This is a genomic window from Sphingorhabdus profundilacus (assembly GCF_009769755.1).
GTDB lineage: Bacteria > Pseudomonadota > Alphaproteobacteria > Sphingomonadales > Sphingomonadaceae > Sphingorhabdus_B > Sphingorhabdus_B profundilacus.
The window spans coordinates 586560-606402 of the sequence record NZ_SDWJ01000002.1 but is presented as its reverse complement, the minus strand read 5'-3'; the positions used below and the strand labels follow the sequence as shown (position 1 = coordinate 606402).

General features: G+C 58.7%; 20 protein-coding genes. 3 read left to right on the top strand and 17 right to left on the bottom strand.

The annotated features are described in order from the left end of the window. Positions 1–27: 27 nt before the first annotated feature. Positions 28–327, bottom strand: a complete 300-nt coding sequence (locus EUU23_RS10705; RefSeq protein WP_160354107.1) for a hypothetical protein — start codon at positions 325–327, stop codon at positions 28–30. Here EUU23_RS10705 and EUU23_RS10700 point away from each other — a divergent pair. The 3 genes from EUU23_RS10700 (at position 321) to EUU23_RS10690 (ending at position 5485) form a co-directional block, all read left to right on the top strand. Beyond that, positions 321–920, top strand: coding sequence for an RNA polymerase sigma factor (locus tag EUU23_RS10700; RefSeq protein ID WP_160354106.1), 600 nt, complete (start codon positions 321–323; stop codon positions 918–920). The genes EUU23_RS10705 and EUU23_RS10700 overlap by 7 nt on opposite strands. A gap of 84 nt (positions 921–1004) precedes the next feature. After that, a complete protein-coding gene (locus EUU23_RS10695; RefSeq protein ID WP_160354105.1) occupies positions 1005–3344 on the top strand; it encodes a TonB-dependent receptor plug domain-containing protein in 2340 nt (779 codons plus the stop codon). After that, entirely contained in the window at positions 3344–5485 is a 2142-nt protein-coding gene (locus tag EUU23_RS10690) for an Atxe2 family lasso peptide isopeptidase (protein ID WP_160354104.1), read from the top strand. The genes EUU23_RS10695 and EUU23_RS10690 overlap by 1 nt, the downstream gene beginning before the upstream one ends. On the opposite strand, the gene EUU23_RS10685 is transcribed toward EUU23_RS10690, so the two are convergent. The 16 genes from EUU23_RS10685 to EUU23_RS10610 all read right to left on the bottom strand — a co-directional run bounded on the left by EUU23_RS10685 (position 5471) and on the right by EUU23_RS10610 (position 19824). Continuing rightward, positions 5471–7207, bottom strand: coding sequence for an asparagine synthase-related protein (locus tag EUU23_RS10685; RefSeq protein WP_218939592.1), 1737 nt, complete (start codon positions 7205–7207; stop codon positions 5471–5473). The two genes, EUU23_RS10690 and EUU23_RS10685, sit on opposite strands and share 15 nt — an antisense overlap. Further along, entirely contained in the window at positions 7204–7854 is a 651-nt protein-coding gene (locus tag EUU23_RS10680) for a lasso peptide biosynthesis B2 protein (RefSeq protein WP_160354102.1), read from the bottom strand. The genes EUU23_RS10685 and EUU23_RS10680 overlap by 4 nt, the downstream gene beginning before the upstream one ends. 20 nt (positions 7855–7874) lie before the next feature. After that, on the bottom strand, positions 7875–8012 hold the full coding sequence (locus tag EUU23_RS10675) for a benenodin family lasso peptide (protein ID WP_160354101.1): 138 nt from the start codon (positions 8010–8012) through the stop codon (positions 7875–7877). Between the two features lie 341 nt (positions 8013–8353). After that, positions 8354–8599 carry a DUF2274 domain-containing protein gene (locus EUU23_RS10670; protein ID WP_160354100.1) on the bottom strand — a complete coding sequence of 82 codons (246 nt, stop codon included), beginning with the start codon at positions 8597–8599 and terminating at the stop codon, positions 8354–8356. Further along, complete coding sequence (locus tag EUU23_RS10665) at positions 8596–9798, bottom strand: TraB/TrbI/VirB10 family type IV secretion system protein (RefSeq protein ID WP_160354099.1); 1203 nt, start codon at positions 9796–9798, stop codon at positions 8596–8598. The genes EUU23_RS10670 and EUU23_RS10665 overlap by 4 nt, the downstream gene beginning before the upstream one ends. Then, positions 9795–10793, bottom strand: coding sequence for a P-type conjugative transfer protein TrbG (trbG, locus tag EUU23_RS10660; RefSeq protein ID WP_160354098.1), 999 nt, complete (start codon positions 10791–10793; stop codon positions 9795–9797). Before trbG ends, EUU23_RS10665 begins: the two co-directional genes overlap by 4 nt. Continuing rightward, positions 10790–11473: a conjugal transfer protein TrbF gene (gene trbF / locus EUU23_RS10655; RefSeq protein ID WP_160354097.1), complete on the bottom strand. Its 684-nt coding sequence runs from the start codon at positions 11471–11473 to the stop codon at positions 10790–10792. Before trbF ends, trbG begins: the two co-directional genes overlap by 4 nt. 4 nt (positions 11474–11477) lie before the next feature. Then, positions 11478–12794 carry a P-type conjugative transfer protein TrbL gene (gene trbL, locus EUU23_RS10650; RefSeq protein ID WP_160354096.1) on the bottom strand — a complete coding sequence of 439 codons (1317 nt, stop codon included), beginning with the start codon at positions 12792–12794 and terminating at the stop codon, positions 11478–11480. Between the two features lies 1 nt (position 12795). Continuing rightward, on the bottom strand, positions 12796–13083 hold the full coding sequence (gene trbK-alt / locus EUU23_RS14300; RefSeq protein WP_160354095.1) for a putative entry exclusion protein TrbK-alt: 288 nt from the start codon (positions 13081–13083) through the stop codon (positions 12796–12798). A gap of 4 nt (positions 13084–13087) precedes the next feature. Continuing rightward, positions 13088–13846 (bottom strand): P-type conjugative transfer protein TrbJ, encoded by a 759-nt coding sequence (gene trbJ, locus EUU23_RS10640; RefSeq protein ID WP_160354094.1) that lies wholly within the window; start codon positions 13844–13846, stop codon positions 13088–13090. Positions 13847–13851: 5 nt separating this feature from the next. Next, on the bottom strand, positions 13852–16308 hold the full coding sequence (trbE, locus tag EUU23_RS10635; RefSeq protein ID WP_160354093.1) for a conjugal transfer protein TrbE: 2457 nt from the start codon (positions 16306–16308) through the stop codon (positions 13852–13854). Between the two features lie 4 nt (positions 16309–16312). Then, entirely contained in the window at positions 16313–16588 is a 276-nt protein-coding gene (locus EUU23_RS10630) for a VirB3 family type IV secretion system protein (protein WP_160354092.1), read from the bottom strand. Then, positions 16588–16899 carry a TrbC/VirB2 family type IV secretion system protein gene (locus tag EUU23_RS10625; RefSeq protein WP_425505123.1) on the bottom strand — a complete coding sequence of 104 codons (312 nt, stop codon included), beginning with the start codon at positions 16897–16899 and terminating at the stop codon, positions 16588–16590. The genes EUU23_RS10630 and EUU23_RS10625 overlap by 1 nt, the downstream gene beginning before the upstream one ends. A gap of 17 nt (positions 16900–16916) precedes the next feature. After that, the gene (gene trbB, locus EUU23_RS10620) at positions 16917–17900 is read right to left on the bottom strand and encodes a P-type conjugative transfer ATPase TrbB (protein WP_160354090.1); all 984 of its coding nucleotides are present in this window, start codon (positions 17898–17900) and stop codon (positions 16917–16919) included. Positions 17901–18311: 411 nt separating this feature from the next. Beyond that, entirely contained in the window at positions 18312–19181 is an 870-nt protein-coding gene (locus EUU23_RS10615; RefSeq protein ID WP_343032715.1) for a nucleotidyl transferase AbiEii/AbiGii toxin family protein, read from the bottom strand. A gap of 49 nt (positions 19182–19230) precedes the next feature. Next, entirely contained in the window at positions 19231–19824 is a 594-nt protein-coding gene (locus tag EUU23_RS10610; protein ID WP_160354088.1) for a DUF6088 family protein, read from the bottom strand. Positions 19825–19843: the final 19 nt, after the last annotated feature.

Sequence of the window (19843 nt, the reverse complement as noted above, 5' to 3'; positions counted from 1 at the left end):
GGACAAAGGGCTGCAACGACTTCAGAATTATTTGGATTTGACCGCTACCTGTTCAACATTGTTCGAAATCGATGTTGTAGCATGCTCGAACCATTGCTTGCCAATTATTGCCCGCCTCGCCAGAATGTAGCTGCGCAGACCGATAGCTGGCGTAGGTCGCGCGGGATAAATCCGCCAAGCATCAAACACGCCAGTCCGGCAAATGGACGGGCGGCCGTACCGGACAAAGCCTGATAAGGCCGAACGGCGGCACAGCGATGGAGATCGATCGACCCGGCTAGCCAACCGGGCTTCGACGGTTGCGCCAATGCGATCGCTACATGTCACAATTTCAAGGTTCGCCAAAAGGGGCTGCTGACCCGACGGCCAAATATCCTGGCGGCATTTGCCCGCTCGACGCAATGTTCAGGCAAGAACGCGCCGGACTTGTCCGTTATCTCGCAAAAAGAGTTGGGCCTGAATTTGCAAACGATCTCGTACAGGACATATTCCTGCGTGCCGCCACCAGCCGACAGCTTTCGACGCTCGTAAATCCACGCGCATTCCTGCACCGGATAGCGCAAAATTTGCTGGTCGACCAAGCGCGCCGACAGCGGTGCAAGATCGTTACGGTCGCATCTGCAGAACCGGTCGAAAGCCGATGTCCCGCCGATCAGGAACATCAAATCGAAGCTGATGAACTCGAAGCTGCATTAGCGCTGGCGCTGGGCGGACTGCCCGAGCGCACACGCGCCATTTTCGTCATGCACCGCTTCGACGACATGGCTTATCGCGAAATTCAGGGGGAACTGGGGATATCGCTGGCTGGCGTTGAATATCACATGATGAAAGCATTGGCGCATGTCCGGGCCTGCCTGAGCGACCACGCCACAATCCCGGAATCCGGCCGATCACTCAAAATCAGAAATAGTTTCATATGATACTAAGGTAAATCCGCTGGTGTGCGTCATCCCCTGCAAGGCGAGCTCGATAAAGGGCCGCCTGACACCTTCAGGGAGAAGTCGATGCCAAATTACAGCCACATCATGTCCGCCGCGCTCGCAACCATCATAGCCGGAATGCTGCCGCAAACCATTTTCGCCCAAGAGCCGATGCAAACTTCACAAGAAGACGAAGCGCAACTGCCTGCCGACGAGGGCAGCGATATCGTCGTAACCGGCTCGCGCATCAGGGGTGCCGCGATTGCCAGCGACGTGATCACGCTTGACCAGATTTCTATTGTCGCTGCCGGACAGATCGACCTGGGCGAGGCCATTCGCTCGCTGCCACAGAATTTCGGCGGAGGTCAAAATCCGGGGGTCGGCAGCGGCGGCGGCCTCATCAACAACAATATCAATTCGGGTTCTCATGCAAATCTGCGCGGACTTGGGCCGGATGCGACGTTGACTCTGCTGAACGGGCACCGTCTGCCTTATGATTCCGCCTTTGGCGGTGTCGATATCTCGGCTGTTCCGCTAGCTGCGCTTGATCGCATTGAAGTGGTCCCTGACGGGGCATCGGCGCTTTACGGTTCTGATGCAGTTGCCGGTGTCGTCAACGTCATCCTGCGCAGTGACTTCGACGGTGTTGCGACCTCAGCGCAGATCGGTGGAAGCACAGACGGGGGCTATTTCCGGCAGCAAGCTTCCATCGTGGGTGGCAAGACCTGGAATGGTGGCGGCTTTCTCATAGCGTATGACTTCGCACGCAATTCGGAGATTAGAGCTCGCCAACGCTCCTATGCGACGGCGCTCAATCCCAATGCTACGCTCTACCCGTCGTTAAACCGCCATGCAGTGACCTTTTCCGCCCACCAAAGATTGGGCGAAAATGTGGTGGCGAAAGTCGACGCGCTTTATGCGCGACGCAAGTCGCAGACCGAAAGCAGAAGCCCTACTACCCAGTTTCTTATCGAGCCCGAGGCCGAGACCTACACAATCGCGCCATCGATCGAGGTCGACCTGGGTTCTGGCTGGCAGGCAAAATTGCTGGGTGTGTTCGGCCGTGACCAGACATATTATTCGACGACGACAACGCCGGTTACAGGAACGGCGAGGGTAGCCAACGGTTGCTATTGCAATGGCATAACTGCGTTCGAAGCCGGCGCCGAAGGACCGCTTTTTGCGCTTGGCGGAGGAGATGCCCGGCTGGCGATTGGCGGCGGGTTCCGGAGAAACAGTCTTGGCTACACCCAGCTTGTGAACGCAACGCCCTCTGACGCTTTCGATGTGACGCGCCGGAGCCGCTATGCATATGGCGAACTGAACCTTCCGTTCGTGTCGTCCGACCTCAATATTCGCGGCGTCGACAGGCTCAGCGTATCCGCAGCGCTGCGGTATGAAGATTATCCAGGGCTTGACCGTCTTGCGACACCGCGTCTGGGGCTGATTTATGCGCCGATCCCGGAACTCACCTTGCGGGCAAGCTGGGCACGATCGTTCAAAGCTCCCACTCTCTACCAGCAATATATCCCGTATGAAGCCATACTGCTGCCGGGGGCTGCGTTCGGAACTGGGTCCAGCACGAATACTGTTTTCTATACCGCTGGCGGCAACCCGGATGTGAAACCAGAACACGCAACAAGCTGGACGGCAGGGTTTGAACTGCGTCCTCAGTTTCTTGAGGGTTTGACCGTCTCTGCAACTTACTACGATATCCGTTACCGCGACCGCGTCGTTCGGCCAATCGCGGGTTCGATTGCGGCAGCATTCAGGAACCCCGGATTTGCGACGCTCATCGACTTCTCGCCGACTGCCTCCGAGCTTTCTGCGCTGATTGCAGGCGCGCAGATAGGTCTCCAGAATTTCACTGGACGCGCCTATAATCCAGCAAATGTCATAGCTTTTATCGACAACCGAAACATCAATGTTGCTGCCCAGACGATAAGGGGACTTGATGCACGGCTTTCCTGGAATGGCGAACTCGGGCGTGGCAGACTTGGACTTGATGTTGACGCGAGCTGGCTCGAAAGCAGTCAGCTTCTGACGCCAGAGCTTCCGGTCGTTCAGCTATCCGGCACCGTCTTCAATCCTCCAAAATTCCGGCTGCGGGCAGCAGCGAATTACCGGGCCGATGGGCTAATGCTGACATCGGCGCTCAATTTCACCGGAGCCTTGAAGGACCGGAGATTTGCTATTGAGCGCCAACTCAAACCCGGTGCAACCGTAGATGTTGGCGCGAGCTACGATATAATCGGGGGAAGCGACAGGGATGCTGGTCTTTCGGTGTCGGTGACAATCAACAATCTCCTGAACGACAAGCCTGAGATCATCCGGACTACCGGGCCCACCGACACGCCATATGATTCCACCAATTTTTCGCCCATCGGTCGCTTTATTGCCATCGGGATCCGGAGGCACTGGTAATGATTTTGCTGGTTGCAGCGCTTGTCGCCAGGACCATCGTACCGACCGCCGATATCCCGACGACGCTTGCGGACCCATGTGCTATCTTCGACCGACCCGAGATCCGCGCTAGCGCGCCGAGGCTCATAACAGTCAGCGATCTCGTTGGTCTTGCCGATATCGGTCGATCTGACCCTCATGAAACACCTAGCCCGTTCGGCATCTCGCCGGACGGCAAGGACATTGCCTTCGTTGTTCGTCGGGCAAATGCTAAGGAAAATCGATATTGCCAGAAGCTGATGGTCATGCCTGTCGATGCTGCCAACGAGCCGCGGGAACTTGACCGGGGCGGAGTATTGATCAGGAATGATTTCGAACTGCGCAAGTTCGTATCGGTCATGGCGGGGTCGGCAAAGGTGATCACGCCGCGCTGGTCACCTGACGGACGCCGCATCGGGTTTCTGAAGCAGGAGGGAAAAACATCGCAGGTTTGGCTGGTGGATAGTGCAGGCGAAATACCTGCGTCGCGTGCAACCGGAATGCCTGACAATGTTGACGATTTTGCCTGGACCGAAAGCGGCGAGGCGCTGGTCGTTGCGACACGTCCGGGAATCCGCGTACAGGCCGAGGCCATAGCGAAGGAAGCACGAAGCGGCTTTTTGTTCGACGAGCGGTTTGCGCCTGACAAAGCCGATTATCCCATCCCGATCGAACCAGTCAGTTATGAATATAATACAGTTGCGCTTGAAACAGGCACGATAAGACAATCGACGCTCTCCGAAATTGCGAGGCTCAGGCCCGAACGGCCAGAAGGCGTGCCGCAAAATGCCAGGGGCTTTGCGAAAGGCAGCGACGGTGCTGTTGCCTGGCGCCAACCGCTCCGTCCACTCGAACTGCTTAGCCCGACAGGGCTGACCGTACAGCAAGCCGATGGACGAATTCTAAGGTGCGAGGAGCGCTGCAGCGGCACGAAGCAAATATGGTGGTCGGTTGACGGCAGCAGCGTTTATGCGATCCAGAAGACTGGATGGGGAGGAAGCCAGACGGCCCTTTTGCGCTGGAAACGCGGCGCCACGGCGCCGCGCCGGATCATGGTTACAGATGACGCGCTGGTTGGTTGCGAATTGGCCGGAAAGGAGTTGATTTGCGCGCGCGAAGGTGCGCTGCGACCACGACGACTGGTTGCCATCGATCCTGACACGGGTCGCGAGCGGCTGATCCATGATCCCAATCCGGCCTTTGGCCGGATAATTTTGGGCAAAACCCAGCGCTTCAAGTTTCGCAACAGCTACGGCGTCGAAAGCTATGCCGATCTGCTCCGGCCTCCGCTTCACACAAAAGGTGCCATCCATCCGCTGGTGGTCGTGCAATATCACAGCCAGGGTTTTTTGCGCGGCAGCACGGGCAACGAATTTCCTGTCCAGTTACTCGCGGCCAAGGGATTCGCTGTACTGAGCTTTGCCCGACCCGATTTCGTACCGGCAGCAATGGCCGGCGAATCCGAACTCCAGTTAGGTAAGGCGAACCGGGCTGAGTGGATAGACCGGCGCAACGTCCATTCATCGTTAGTGATGGCAGTCGAGCACGCGGTCAATACCGGCATTGTCGACAGCAGCAGAATTGGAATCACGGGTTTCAGTGACGGAACGGCGACGACACAATGGGCCCTGATCAACTCTTCGCTATTCAAAGTAGCGGCTCTGGGAACGTGCTGCGAAGATATGTCGGCATTTCCGCTCGCCGCTGGCCCGACCTTCACGCAATATGGACGCGATATCGGTTACCGATTTTTCGAGCCCGGAGCCGAAGATCATTGGAGACCGTTGTCACTCGTCCTCAACGTCGACCGGATCAATGTTCCCATCCTCATACAATCTCCCGACAGCGAATATGAGGGTGGTTTAGATGTGGTTGAATTGTACAAACATCGCGGCAAGGCAATCGAGCTTTATGTGCTGGAGGGCGAACCACATGTTAAATATCAGCCCGCGCACCGGCAGGCCACATATGAGCGGTACACAGAATGGTTCCAGTTCTGGCTCATGCGGCAGATCAGCTGCGATCCTGCTAAGGCGGGTCAATATGCGCGGTGGATGGCAATGAAAGATGCACCCAAGGCAGTAGAGCTGAGATGCGAGAATGCCGCTTCAATTCTGCCATGATCGCGCCCAGCTTTCGGCCTCAGCCAGATCCAGCAGCCGGTATACGATATCACCGCCAGAGATGACATCCGTTGTTAGCGCATCTTCCACAGCCGCGCGGTCGATGACTTCGTGCTGTGCGAGCAGACCGTCCATTAGAAGATTACGGATCGTGGGCCGGTGTTGATCAAAGCTTCGCCGGATGAAGCTGTCCGGTCCTGCTTTCGATGTCCGCGTGAGGATATTGCGTGGCAATTCGGTATTGAAGGCCGATCGCGCAAGCGCCCGGTTGATGCCGCCTTCGGGCCACACCCAAGTTGGGATATTAAGGCAAAGTTCGATCAATGGCTGGCTCATTAACGGCGAGAAGCGAGGTAGCCCGCAGGCTGTGAGGCCATGCACAAAATGTTGCGCCTTCATGATAAGTGCCAGATGATCGCGCTTTCCGCTGTGTCGGCCAACGTCTGTCCGGAGCCAGGGTGTGAGCGGTTTGATTTCCTCTAAATCTTCAGTTGTGCCTGCCAGCAAACTTAAATCGGCAGGCCAGCCTGGCAATTCTTTGAACCGGCCCAGTCGCCGCAACATCGCTTGCGCCATTGTCGGCATATCGCATCCGGTCACGCGGCACATATCGATGAAGGTTGAAAAAAAGCCCCGACCTACGCCCTGGCACCGAAGCCGGTCGACAACAGGCGCAGAGGAGTGCAGGAAGCAGAACAGATTGTCGCCGCCATTGCCGTCAAAAATCACCTCTGCCCCAACACTTTGACCGGCCTGGAACAGCGCGGTATCGAGTGCTGCCATGAAGGCTTTACGGGTCGGACGCGCCAGCCCGGCTGATACTCCGCGCAGCGGATCGATCGCCTGCGGATCGTAAATCGCTGATATCGTCTCAACGCCAAGATGATCGCCAAGCATGTGGACAAAAGCGCGTTCGTCGCCGCTTGCATCGGCGGTCGAAATTGTAACGCATGTGAATTGTTCGCCATTGGCTTTAAGCGCCGCGCATATGAACGAGGAATCCACGCCACCCGATGCCGCTATCGCGACCGGCCCCATCATCTTCGCCCACGCGCCGATCGTCTGAATGGCGATGGCTCGGAGTTCTTCGGCTGCTTCGTCAAACGTCATTGTCGTTTTCCCGGGCATGAAATCGTCCGGACGCCAGATTCTTTTGCCTGCCAAAATTCGGGCTTCAATCCGGACCAATTCGCCCGGCGGAAGTTCAGTGATACCGACAAGACAGGTGGAACGCTGCCGAAGTTCGGGCCGGGACAAATGGGAATGGAGAGCATGCCAGGACACGGCCAGAGGCGCATCGACCGCTGTTCTGAGAAGGTCTGGATGGGATGCGATAATGATATGGGTGGAACTATAGCCGCGATATACCGGACACAGGCCCGACGGATCGACAATAGCCTCTATTGCGCCGGTCGTGCGATCGGCCAGAAATGCTACATATCCACCCCAGCATGTGCGCATCAGCCAAGCCGCCAACGTGACCGGGCTATCGTTCACCGGAGCATCAGGCGGAAGGCGATGAACCTGTGTGTTCGACGTCTTTGAAAATACGACGCCTACTATTTGTCCCGCATCCCCCAAATCCATAATGGGGACGCCATCGTCAGTCCAAAGTCGCGGGCCTCCGGCGCAGACTTGATCGAGCTGGATGGCAGCTTCGATCTTCTGTAAAAACTGAGGCTGCTGAAATGGCACAGCCAGAACAAAGCGAAGCGCTTTCATATGAACAGGATGGGTTTGTAGCGGAGCACCTCCTCGACACTGTCGTTCAAAACCTCGTCACCTGCCTGCGCCCAACAATGAGCGCTAAATGGCGCAAGCCTGACCCCGAGAACGACATGGGCGCGAACGCCGCGCGATGCCAGACATAGCGACAATGCTAGCGAACGGGCCAGGCAGCGCTCGGCCGCTGTACGCAAGAGACGGGCATGTTCAAAGCCACAGATGGTGCCCGAAGCGATGTTGCTGGCAACAGCCGCATTATCAGCGCGTGTGTCCCTCACCCGGCGAAAATCGCCAATGACCAAGCCAAATGGCTGCCTTGCAAGCCGCCGTTCGACGCGACGCTGGACCCAAAGGGCGCGCGCCACTTCAGCCAGCTGGAAAGAGCCGACGCCGATGGCGGCGCACGATCGGGCTGGCGGCGTCCAATTTGACAGTGCAGTCAAACTCACAGGCTGGTGCCAGCGCCCAAATGCAGAACCGTCGATTGCTTCAAGCGCCTCACGATTTTGATCGTCGGCCAAGCGGAAATACCGGTCTTTCGAGATGTCGAGGAAGACGAGCGTTTCGTTGATCTCGCACCAAGCAAGATCGGGATTTTCCAAAAAGGGCATTGTAATGCCATTCGGCAACGGGGTACGAACCACCGGTCCGCACCCCGTCTGGTTCAGTCGTTGGCGATGCCGGTTGCATAAACCAGCTTGCCGCCGCTGCCATCGCTTTCGAAGATGGCGTCACCCTTGGTTTCGACCGAGGCCTGGCCAAGGTCGATCACGGTGTCTTCACGAAGTTCCACGTCTTTCATGTCATCACTCCTTCACGTTGAAATGCGACTCGATCTGTCGCAATGACAGAATGACCGACCGGTAATCGGCGATCCATCTTATAAACCGATTATAATTTCCGGTCGGTCAAATACCGAAATAACCGGGCGTTGGAAGCACATGTTGGGATGTGCACTGGTACCTTTAGCGCGAGCCTGGACATGCGTACCAGTACCCGGTCATTTGCGACAAAGACTTGATCTTTGCTGATTTCGGGATGTCTCATAACTTGACCTTTCAGGCAATCATTACGCACCTGTCAGTATCGTGGTAGTTTATACGCTCGCAGATGATGGGATGGACTTAGTTTGATCATCTCGCATCATTCTGACTGAGCGGGGCCATCGGACCGTAATGATCGGCGTGACTTGGCAAAGCTGCGATCATTCAGGACGAAACGCTCGATCATCGGTGAGATCAGTCGCTCCGGCGCTGGCGCGTTTTTGGGATCGCCGCCATTAAGTGCGACGGCATAGGCGAGCAACGTGCGATGCAGCCGGGCAGACACCTCGATTGTCAGCCGGACCGGCTTTTCGTCTTCGAGGTCGGCAAGTGTCAGGCGGGTCAACGTGCATCTCCCAAAACCAGATCACGAGTCACAAGCACGCGCACCGGAAAACCCGGGCGGATGGTCAGTGTTGGCCTGACGTTCAATTCACGCGAGACGATCTGTTCGCCGGTTCGGTTGACGCTGTCCTGCATCCCACGGCGAACGGCACGCGCAAGATCGCCGTCATTGCCAGATCCAAGCTCCGAGCCAACGCCAAGCAACGTCGATATGAGAGCTGCCTTCAATACACCGCCCCAATGGTAATTTGTTCGGTCTGCTAAACCGGCAAACCCATTTGGATCGGACGCCGGCTGGCGTTCGAGCACAATCGACCGGCCATCTGTCAGGATCAGCCGGTTCCAGACGAGCTGGATACGGTTCTGGCCGAACGCGATGTCAGCGTCGTAATCGCCGATCAACCGGGAGCCTTGCGGAATCAGCACGGTTCGTCCCGTCGGGCTGTCATAGACATTCTGGGTGACCTGCGCGGTCACCAGCCCTGGCAGATCCGAGCGGATGCCTGAGATCAAAGCGGCCGGGATGACCGAACCTGCTTGCAGGATCGAAGGCGACCCAAGTCCGGTTAACCGCTCCGCCGAGACGGTCTGCTGGTCACTTGCGCGGTCGAGAAATGCCTGTCGCTTAACGGCATCGGTCTGCGGTGCAGCCGCAGACGTTGCAGGTGGCGCTTCACCAGGCAGCAGAGGCACGGCAGGTCCGGCGCTACCTTCACTTTGCGACCCGCCTCCGAAGAATAAGCGGCTGGCGCGCGCGGCCTCGCGCTCCTGCTCGGCGCGTTGACGCGCCGACTCGGCGGCATTGGCGGCAGGATTGACTGAAGCTGTCGGTTGGGCACCGATGGGCGGCAATTCGGCGATGTCGCCGCGGCGCCGGGCATCGAGAATCGGTTTTCCGAGATCGCCGGGCAAAGGGGGCCCGAGTTTTGGTATTTGGCTATAGTCCTTAGGCGCGCCTGCGAGATTGTCGGCAACCGACACACCATCGGTATTGAACAGTTCCTCTGCTTCTTTGCCGTCCCGGGGCTGCAAAGCGTAGATCAGTGCGCCGCCTACAATCGCAAACGCGCACGCTGATACAGTACCGATGGCTTTACGCGACAGACGCATCACGCGCGGCGGCTCGCCCCGCAGCCTGACTGCTGCCTCAGGATCGGCGGCTGGCGCTTCTGCCCGACCTGTCTGGTCGTCGCCGTTCATTTCTGCCCCCGCCGGTTGGATATGATGCGGACCTTTTGTTGGCCCTTGCGCCCGCCAAGCCTGAGCTCGGCTTGCGCAAACAAACGGTCGACGATCATATAGCGGCCCGATACCCGGTAGTTGACTAGCTCGGCTTCATCCTTGGCACCGATGACAAAAAGTGGCGGTAGCTCGCCTTGTGCGATGCTTTCAGGAAACTCGATAAATACCCGCACACCGTCATCGAAGGCACGGAGCGGCCGCCATTGGGGCTTGTCGCCGCCGATCGCATAGCGGAAGTCGAGACTGGAGAGATCCATTCCAGCAGCGACGGGTGCGGAACGCGCGGCTTCAGCGCGTGTCTGGCGAAGCGCAATCAGTTCGTCCTGCGGATAGCTCCAGGACACCGAGGCCATATAAACGCTCGGATTGGCGCGCAGCTCGAGATGATAGGTACGCCGGTCAGTATTGATCACGAGATTGGTGGTGATGTCCGACCGTATCGGTTTTACAAGGATGTGGACGCGCGCTGCCGCGCCACTGCCGCTTAAGGTGTCGCCGATCATCCAGCGCAATGTATCGCCGGACGCGACCGGTCCGGCACCGACCAGCTGCTCGCCTTCCTGCAACGCAATGTCGGTGACTTGTCCGGGCTTGGCATAGACCTGATACAGCGCGCCCTCGGTAAAGGGGTATAACTGGATCGCATTGACGAAGCCTTGTTCATACGGCTCGATCCGTGCGGCGGTATTTGCCGCTCCCACCCTGTCCCGTGGCGCGGGGGAACGCTGGGACGAACGGGAGCGGCCCGCAGGCCGGGGAGGAGACGCCTGCGGAAGCTGTTTGAGTTGGCCGGGAAGCGGAAGCGGCACGGGGATCGCGATCACTTCGTGCGCCGAATGGGGCACCTGCGATGCGGGTTTGCCCGTTGCCAGCGCAGATGTTGCAGGCGCGGTGCCCGCAGCGAGCAGAGCAATGGCAAAAATATGATTTCGGGGGGCAAGATATCCGATCATGATCCGAGTTCCTTCGACCAGTTGATGGCGTTGACGAAAATGCCGAGCGGATTGCGGCGCAGGGCATCAGGGGTGCGGGGGGTCTGAACAATGATGGTCAGGATCGCCGTCCATCGACTGGTTTCGGCAAGGCTACCGTCGCGGTAGCGTCGCTCGGCCCACGCGACGCGAAAGCTGGTCGGCGAAGCCCGGATGACGCTGGTGACATCGACCGCGACCTGTTCTTTGCCGATGAGCGCAAACGGATCGTTGGTTCGTGCATAGTCATTGAGCGCAAGCGCACCCTTGCCGGTTGCAAAATCATAGGCTCGCAGCCAGTTTTGCCGGACGATGACCGGGTCTTCGGGAATGCTGCGAACCTGCTCGATGAACCGAGCCATATGAAACGCTATCTGCGGATCGGAGGGCATATAGCCGGCATCGGCAGGCGCCACTGCCTGCGCTTCGCCGAACCTGTCGACCTGGACCACCCAGGGCACGACCGAGCCGCGCGCGCCCTGCCAGATGATCCCGGCGGTCAGGCAAGTGGAAAGACCAAGGGCGCCGAAGAAGGCAAAGCGCCAGCTCCTGGCCTGAACGCGCGCCGATCCGATGCGGTCGTCCCAAACTTTAGCGGCGCGCTGATAGGGTGTTTCGGGCTCGGGTGTCTTTCCGTACCGGATGCTCGGGCGTTGGAACATGGCGTCAGTCCTTTTCAGATGTGTCGATGGAAGCGCCACCGCCATGGCTATCGCCGGCCTTCAGCGTGTGGGCAGCAATGGTTGCGCCATGGGTGATGGCCTGCCGGTCCTTCATCGCCTTTGCCCAGGCAGGCTGGCCTGCGTCGGCAGATGCCGGGGAAGCGGGCGGCGTGTCTGGACCGGGCGTAATCGTGCCGCCGGTGTTGGTGATCGCGGCGCGGCTGCCCTCGCGGAACGACTGCTTCATCCCGTCTGCGGATTTGCGTAAGGGTGACATGGCTGAGCCGATAGCGGCATCGCCAACTGCGGCCATCCCAGATCCAACTGCGGCCGCGCCTGATTTGCCAGCAGAACCCAACGCATAAGCCATCGTTGCGCCACCAGAAGCGCGGGCGGTCCCATGTGCGACATTGGAAGCAGCACTGGCAACCGCGCCGCCTGCAAGCTTTGCACCAGCAACCGCTCCCGCCGCTGCGCCGCCTGCAAGCAAAGCGGTCCCAGCCGCGGCACCTGCGCCCAACTGCGGTCCGCCCGATACGATGCTATTGGCAATACCCGGGCCGAAGATCCCGAGGCCAAGCAGCGCCAGGCTGGCCAGCACGATCGACAGCGCGTCTTCGATGGTCGGATCGCCCGTGATCGCGCTGGTAAACTCGGTAAAGATCGTCGAGCCGATTCCAACAATGACTGCAAGCACCAGCACCTTGATGCCCGACGACACGACATTGCCGAGCACGCGTTCGGCCATGAACGCGGTCTTGCCGAACAGACCGAACGGGATGAGCACAAACCCGCAGAGCGTCGTCAGCTTGAACTCGATCAATGTGACGAACAGCTGGATCGACAGGATGAAGAAGGCGATGATGACAATCGCCCAGGCGAGCAGAAGAATGATGATCTGCAGGAAATTTTCAAAAAAGCTCACAAACCCCATCAAGTCGGAGATCGCGACGATAAGCGGCTGCGCAGCATCGAGTCCGACTTGAGCGACCCGGCCTGGTTGCAGCAATTCTGCTGCGGTAAATCCGGTACCGCTGGCTTTCAGACCAAGGCCTGCAAAGCTCTCGAAGACGATGCGGGCGAGATTATTCCAGTTGCCAATGATGTAGGCGAAGATGCCGACGAACAAGGTCTTCTTTACGAGCCGGGCGATGACGTCGTCGGCTTCGCCCCAGGACCAGAACAAAGCAGCGAGCGTCACGTCGATAACGATCAATGTGGTCGCAATGAACGCGACCTCACCCGAGAGCAGCCCGAAACCGCTATCGATGTAGCGCGAAAAGATATCGAGAAAACGGTCGACGACGCCGGTGCCACCCATGTCAGAAACCCTTATCACTCTGCGGAGCGCCAGCTTTGTCCGACCTCCCGAGGAACCGCCGCCGCTTTTCGGCCCAGGCCGCGCGGCATTCGGGAGCGGACAGCGCCAGTTCGCCCATCGCCGAACAGGCGCGCAATTGGCCGGGCAGCGGATCACCATCCGGTTCCCAGATGGTGACGATTTCAGGCAACGGCTCAGCAGGCTCTTCGCGCAGCTGAAGCAGCGACATGGTAAGAGCGACGGCGACGAACGCGCCCGCTCCGATCCGTGCGAAGAGCTTATTGTCCACTGCTTCAGTTCCGGAACAGCTGAGCGTTGGCAGGCGTGTAACCGCGTCCGGGTGCGAGGAACCGCCGCAACTGTTCGCGTGCCTGCGCTTTTGCCGCTGCGGCGGAGGCGGCATCAAGCGACTGCGCGCGACCGAGGCTGGCGACGGTTGCGGTGAGGTCCGCGAGTTGCTGCGACTGGAGCGCGAGCAGCTGGTTTCCGGCCTGTGCTGCCTGCAACGCACCGGTTGCCGACTGGCTCGCGGTGACCAGGTTCTGCACCGCGGACCGCGCACCTTCGATATTGCTGACGGCGCCTGCCTGAACCTTAAGCGCGTCTTCGAAGGCGGCGACACTGCCGCGCCAGCGGTCCTGAGCCCGCTGGACCAGCTCACGCTGCGAACCTGTAAGGTCGATGTCCTTATATTGACGCCCGAACTCGCGTTCGACCTTCTGGACATCATAAGCAATACCCTGTGCCTGGTTCAGCAACTGCTGGGTTTGGCGGATCTGTTGCTGGAGTGGATCGAGCATTGTCATCGGCAGGCTTTGCAGATTGCGTGCTTCGTTGATCAGCGAGGTTGCCTGGTTCTGCAGCTGGCGGATCTGGTTGTTGATCTGCTCGAGCGTCCGCGCAGCGGTCAGGATGTTCTGCGAGTAATTGGTCGGATCGTAAACGATCCCGCCGAACTGGGCACAAGCGGGTAGGGGCGCGAGCGTGGTCACGGTTACCGACAGCACAAATGCACCGGCGGCGAGCAATTGACTCAAATTGGGGGATTTCATGGCGGCTACTCCTTGGTTTGGCCCATATGGGCGGGTGGAACAGGGATTGAGGGCTCGAGAATGTCAGCAGCCCAGGCGAGGCCGCGATGACGCAGCCAGGCGGCTGCGAATGCCTCTTCACCGCGCGTTTGCGTCAATTCGGCAATCGCCAGCTGATCGGCTTTCGAGGAGGTTGCGGTGTAGGCGAGCGCCACGTCGCCGAGGCCAAGCTCGAACAAACGGTTGCCGCGCGCCGACTGACAGTAATAATCGCGTTTGGGGGTGGCGCGCGCGATGATCTCGATCTGCCGGTCATTCAGACCGAAGCGGCGATAGATGTTCAATATCTGCGGTTCGGCAGCGCGCTCGTTGGGCAGGAAGATACGGGTCGGGCAGCTTTCGATGATGGCCGGCGCTATTGCGCTGGCTTCGATGTCGGCAAGGCTCTGGGTGGCGAACACCACGCTCGCATTCTTCTTGCGCAGCGTCTTCAGCCATTCGCGCAGCTGTGCCGCGAATGCGGGGCTGTCGAGCACGAGCCAGCCCTCGTCGATGATGATCATTGTCGGTGAGCCATCGAGCCGGCCTTCGATGCGGTGGAACAAATAGGAAAGCACAGCGGGCGCTGCCGCCGAGCCTGTCAGTCCCTCGGTCTCGAACGCCTGGAATGTGCCTTCCCCCAGATGTTCGCTCTCGGCATCGAGCAGCCGTCCGAACGGCCCGCCGATGCAATAGGATGCAAGCGCTTGCTTCAAAGCTTGCGACTGGAGAAGGACAGCAAGCCCGGTCAGTGTCCGCTCAGCGATCGGCGCGGTGGCAAGCGAGGTCAGTGCCGACCAGAGATGCTCCTTAGTAGCCGGATCGACCAGCACGCCCTCGGACCCAAGGATCGCCTGAAGCCATTCTGCCGCCCAGTTTCGTTCGGCAGGCTCGTCGATCCGCGCCAGCGGCTGTAACAGTACGGCGCCTGTGCTGTCTTCGGATAGACTGTTTCCCAGATCCTGCCAGTCACCGCCACAGGCAAGGGCTGCAGCGCGGATCGAGCCGCCAAAGTCGAATGCGAACACTTGAGCGCCCGCGTAGCGCCGGAACTGAAGCGCCATCAGCGCAAGCAGCACCGATTTGCCGGCACCCGTCGGTCCAACGACCAGGTTATGGCCGACATCGCCGACATGGAGGGAGAACCGGAACGGGGTCGAGCCTTCTGTCCGTGCATAAAAGAGCGGAGCAGCACCCAGATGCTCGTCTTGTTCCGGTCCGGCCCACATGGCCGACAGCGGGATCATGTGAGCCAGATTGAGCGTAGAAATCGGTGGTGTCCGGACATTTGCGTAAACATGGCCGGGAAGCGATCCGAGCCACGCCTCGACCGCGTTCATGCCTTCGGCTATGCAGGTGAAATCACGGCCCTGGATGACCTTCTCTACCAGGCGCAGCTTCTCGGCAGCAAGTGCAGCATCCTCGTCCCACACCGTGACGGTGGTGGTAACATAAGCCTGGCCAACATGGTCAGCGCCGAGCTCCTGCAGAGCCGCGTCAGCATCGGCGGCCTTGTTCGAGGCATCATTATCGACCAGAACCGATGCCTCATTGGTCATCACTTCCTTGAGGATCGCGGCAACAGATTTGCGCTTGGCAAACCATTGCCGCCTTATCTTGCCCAAGAGCTTTGTCGCATCGGTCTTGTCGAGCATGATCGCGCGGGTCGACCAGCGATACGCGAACGCAAGCCGGTTGAGTTCGTCGAGAAGGCCGGGAAAGGTCGAACTCGGAAAACCGACGATGGTGAGCGTGCGCAGATGCGCCGCGCCCAGACGCGGCTCCAGCCCGCCGGTCAGCGGCTCGTCGGCAAGCACCGCATCGATATGCATCGGTGTTTCGGGCACGCGCACGTGCTGGACTCTCGTCGATATGCAGCTGTGCAGGTAGGTCAGCGTTTCAGCATCATTCAACCAGGCGACCTCGGGGAAAAATCCCTCGACCAATCGTAACAGCCGGTCTGTGCGATCGATATAGCCATCAAGCAATTCGTAGGCATTTATGCCTTTCTCGGCCTTGCCTTCGTAAAGCCAGCTTTCAGCGCGTGCGGCATCTTCAGCAGGCGGCATCCAAAGGAGCGTCAGGAAATAGCGGCTTTCAAAATGGGCGCCTTCCGCAGCGAATTGCGCATAACGCTCACTTTCAACCAGCGCCGACGCTTCATCTGGAAACACGTCATCAGGATAGTCCTGTGCAGGCCGCCGTACGGCTTCGACAAAGATCGCCCAGCCAGAACCCAAACGCCGCAAAGCGCTGTTGAGCCGCGCGGTGGTCGCAATCAGTTCCGACGGTGTTGCACTGTCAAGATCGGGACCGCGGAAGCGGGCAGACCGCTGGAAACTGCCGTCCTTGTTGAGCACCACGCCGGGGGCGACCAGAGCTGCCCAGGGAAGGAAATCGGCGAGCCGGTCGGCCTTATTCCGATATTCGCGAAGCGAGAGCATCAGCTCAAACCCTCAGATAGGAGGGCAAGCGCAGATGCCGCCGCGCAACATCGACAAACTGCGGATCGCGCCGCGCTGCCCAGACCGCGATCATGTGGCCGATCGCGAAAAAGACGATCCCGGCCAGCCAGAGCCTGAGACCAAGTCCGACCGCACCTGCAAGCGTCGCATTGGCAATGGCGAGCCCGCGCGGTGCGCCGCCAAGCAGGATATACTCGGTCAGCGCGCGGTGGACCGGCACGATAAATCCCGGAACGGCTTCGGCTGGCAAGCTGTCCATCAGACCAAAGCTCCGCCGCCGAACGAGAAGAACGACAGGAAGAAGGACGAGGCGGCAAAGGCAATCGACAGGCCGAAGACAATCTGGATCAGACGGCGAAAGCCGCCCGACGTGTCGCCGAATGCCAATGTCAGACCGGTTGCAATGATGATGATCACCGCCATGATTTTGGCAACCGGACCCTGAATGGATTCAAGGATTGACTGGAGCGGTGCTTCCCATGGCATCGAGGAACCAGCGGCGTGCGCGGGACTGGCTACCGAAAGTGCAATGAAGCCGCCCAGTAACGCAGTGGACAGGCGCGCACGCACGCGCGAAATGGTCTGGATCACGAACAATCTCCTTGGGGCTGAGGGGTGATGGGAATAATTTGATAGTCGCCAGAGGCATCAAGCCCGCGCAGTTCTGCAAGTTCGGACAAGCGCCGCCCGGTGCCGTCGCGGACGAGGACGGCGATGACATCGATGGTTTCGGCAATGAGCGCGCGTGGTACGGTAACCACGCTTTCCTGGATCAGCTGCTCCATACGTCGCAGGACGCCAAGCGCCGTTCCGGCATGAATCGTACCGACCCCGCCTGGATGACCGGTTCCCCAAGCCTTGAGCAGGTCAAGGGCTTCGGCCCCGCGCACCTCGCCAATAGGGATTCGGTCAGGCCGCAGGCGCAGCGCTGAGCGGACGAGATCTGAAAGGCTCGCAACCCCGTCCTTGGTGCGCAGCGACACAAGGTTGGGCGCTGCACATTGCAGTTCGCGCGTGTCTTCGATCAGCACGACACGGTCAGAGGTCTTGGCGACCTCGGCCAGCAAAGCATTGGTAAGCGTTGTCTTGCCGGTCGATGTCCCACCGGCAACCAATATGTTTTTGCGTGCAGCAACCGCACCCGCCAGCGCATCGGCCTGCCACTGCGTCATGATCCCCGCTGCAACATAATCGGCCAGAGTAAACACTGCGACGGCAGGCTTGCGGATCGCAAAGCTTGGCGCTGCCACAACAGGCGGCAACAGACCTTCAAACCGCTCGCCGCACCCGGGAAGTTCTGCCGAGACGCGCGGAGCCCCGCCATGTACCTCGGCGCCGACATGATGGGCAACCAGCCGGATGATCCGCTCGCCATCGGCGGCGGCCATCCTTACACCTGTATCGGCAATCCCGGCACCCAGCCGGTCGGTCCACAGCCGCCCGTCAGGATTGAGCATGATTTCGATAACCGAAGCATCTTCGAGCCACGCACCGATCTCAACGCCCAGCGCCGTGCGCAACATACGCGCGCCGCGCGCTGATGCTTGCGATTGGATCGGAATGACACTCATGGGCTGCCTCTTGTCCTGGAGGCGACCGACACCGGGTACCTCGTGAGGCGGATCAAAAGGACATCAAAATGCCCAAGCGCAACAGCTTCCTGCAACCAGAGTAGTCTGGCGACGATTTGCAAACAGTCGGCGGATCAGCTGTCCGGCAATCACAGGACGGAGCTAATGCGTAGTATAACGGTTGCATTGGACTGCCGCGCCCGAATCATCAGATTCACGGTGCGCATTGCATTGGCGGCGAACCAAAGGCTATGACTGCCCGGTGGAATCAGGAGAGCGACGGTGAGTCTCAAGCAGCCGGAAAATGTTCATGTCGAGTTTGTGTTCATCGCACTATTGCTCCTGATATCGGTAGCATATTTAGGTCGGGATTTGCTGATCGGCGATTAACCCGCGGCCTGTTTCGACCGATCACTTAGACAACAGGCTGCTCAATCTTGAGACCGCTTGTATAGCTTCCTCGAAGGACGGCGTTTCGTCTGAACCGGCAAAGGCCATGCCCACAACAAATTTTTCATATTCAGCTTTGTACGCATCATCCGAGCCTAGCAGCTCGTTCATCTTCGCCAGGCGCTCCGTTGGCGGCATGTCTGCGATCTGGCCCTGGCCGCGGTCATTATCGGCAGTCATAACCTCTGCCAGGAGCTTGGGGAAGATGGCGCTATGCTCGATAACGGGCGCCAGCTTTGCTAGGTCGTGGACATGCCTGATGATGGCAGGATCATCATTGGGATGGGTGCGATCACGAACAATGGAGCGCCATGCAAATGCACTCAGCTTATCGGCTGCCGTTTCAACCGGGTCGATACATTGGATATCAGGCACTTCGGCATCGCCGCCGCGCTCGGCCAAGACAAATGATTGTACCGATTTTGAAAGCGTCGGAAGCTTGGGCGGTTTAGCCGATATTTCTGCCAGAATATGAGGACGAAGTGCCGGGTGCATATCACCGGTTTCAAGCACTGAAGGATATTGCATCGAGATGGCAATGAAACCATTTCCATCGAGTGCCTTAACATCGACAATCGTAAATCCGGCTGCAACCCACGCATTCACAATGTCGTTTTTGAATGCACTGAGGATGTTTCTGCGTTGGTTACCCGATTTTGCCGTAAACGCCTCGGAGAGATGAAGCTTGAAATCCATATCTTCGGAGAAGCGCTCGACCAGCTTATGGGCCTTTAATAATGCAGTTCCGCCTGAAAATACCGGGTTCAAATCTTCAGTAGCGCACCCCAGCAAGATCCGGATCGCCGCAACGACATAAAAATCCTTCTCCACAAAGGATTCATCGACACCGATCGCGCCTGCAACGCGGCCCAGAAGCTTCTTAACGGGCGCGTTCAAAAACGACATATTTGCCATCATATCCTATCCGGCGTCGCGGTGCCTTGTTGACGGCAAGCGTTCTGCCCGTTGGAACCTGCGTTGAGCGGCCCTGATTGTAATTTTTTTCGGGACTGGATGCAGACACTTTGTAACCGAGAAGCCCAAGAGCTTCCGAAGCAAGTGTCTTTATCCCCACAAGCGGCGCCGGTTTTCCCGTAATTCTGGAATATTCTGCCTTTGCATAAATACCCTTACTGATCTGGATGAGCCGACCGCTCTCTGTCTTCTTTTTCAGCGCCCTACCGACGGCGTCATAGCTTCCAAAATCCTTGAAATTCTCACGCATGAATACATTGCGCCTGGACTTAGATATCTTACGTTCGATCCGTTCTTCAATCGTACCCGTTGAAACCGAGTTCCGGCTAACTGCCTTTTTGTAGAAGCCCCGACCAACGCGAACGAGCTTGCGCTGCTTGACCAACGTGCTCAGCACCCGGCCAACAGAATCATAATTGGCATCAACAGCAAGGCTGGCCCGATCAACGGCTATTCCTTCAGGAATGCGCTCTAAAATCTGTGTAGCTAGATCAGGCATGGTTGACTCAATATACGAC

Excerpts from the sequence above, each read along its gene's own strand:
- EUU23_RS10700 (WP_160354106.1), top strand. The coding sequence starts at position 321 with ATGTCACAATTTCAAGGTTCGCCAAAAGGGGCTGCTGACCCGACGGCC.
- EUU23_RS10695 (WP_160354105.1), top strand. The coding sequence starts at position 1,005 with ATGCCAAATTACAGCCACATCATGTCCGCCGCGCTCGCAACCATCATA.
- EUU23_RS10690 (WP_160354104.1), top strand. The coding sequence starts at position 3,344 with ATGATTTTGCTGGTTGCAGCGCTTGTCGCCAGGACCATCGTACCGACC.
- EUU23_RS10685 (WP_218939592.1), bottom strand. The coding sequence starts at position 7,207 with ATGAAAGCGCTTCGCTTTGTTCTGGCTGTGCCATTTCAGCAGCCTCAG.
- EUU23_RS10675 (WP_160354101.1), bottom strand. The coding sequence starts at position 8,012 with ATGAAAGACGTGGAACTTCGTGAAGACACCGTGATCGACCTTGGCCAG.
- EUU23_RS10665 (WP_160354099.1), bottom strand. The coding sequence starts at position 9,798 with ATGAACGGCGACGACCAGACAGGTCGGGCAGAAGCGCCAGCCGCCGAT.
- trbG (WP_160354098.1), bottom strand. The coding sequence starts at position 10,793 with ATGATCGGATATCTTGCCCCCCGAAATCATATTTTTGCCATTGCTCTG.
- trbF (WP_160354097.1), bottom strand. The coding sequence starts at position 11,473 with ATGTTCCAACGCCCGAGCATCCGGTACGGAAAGACACCCGAGCCCGAA.
- trbL (WP_160354096.1), bottom strand. The coding sequence starts at position 12,794 with ATGGGTGGCACCGGCGTCGTCGACCGTTTTCTCGATATCTTTTCGCGC.
- trbJ (WP_160354094.1), bottom strand. The coding sequence starts at position 13,846 with ATGAAATCCCCCAATTTGAGTCAATTGCTCGCCGCCGGTGCATTTGTG.
- trbE (WP_160354093.1), bottom strand. The coding sequence starts at position 16,308 with ATGCTCTCGCTTCGCGAATATCGGAATAAGGCCGACCGGCTCGCCGAT.
- EUU23_RS10630 (WP_160354092.1), bottom strand. The coding sequence starts at position 16,588 with ATGGACAGCTTGCCAGCCGAAGCCGTTCCGGGATTTATCGTGCCGGTC.
- trbB (WP_160354090.1), bottom strand. The coding sequence starts at position 17,900 with ATGAGTGTCATTCCGATCCAATCGCAAGCATCAGCGCGCGGCGCGCGT.
- EUU23_RS10610 (WP_160354088.1), bottom strand. The coding sequence starts at position 19,824 with ATGCCTGATCTAGCTACACAGATTTTAGAGCGCATTCCTGAAGGAATA.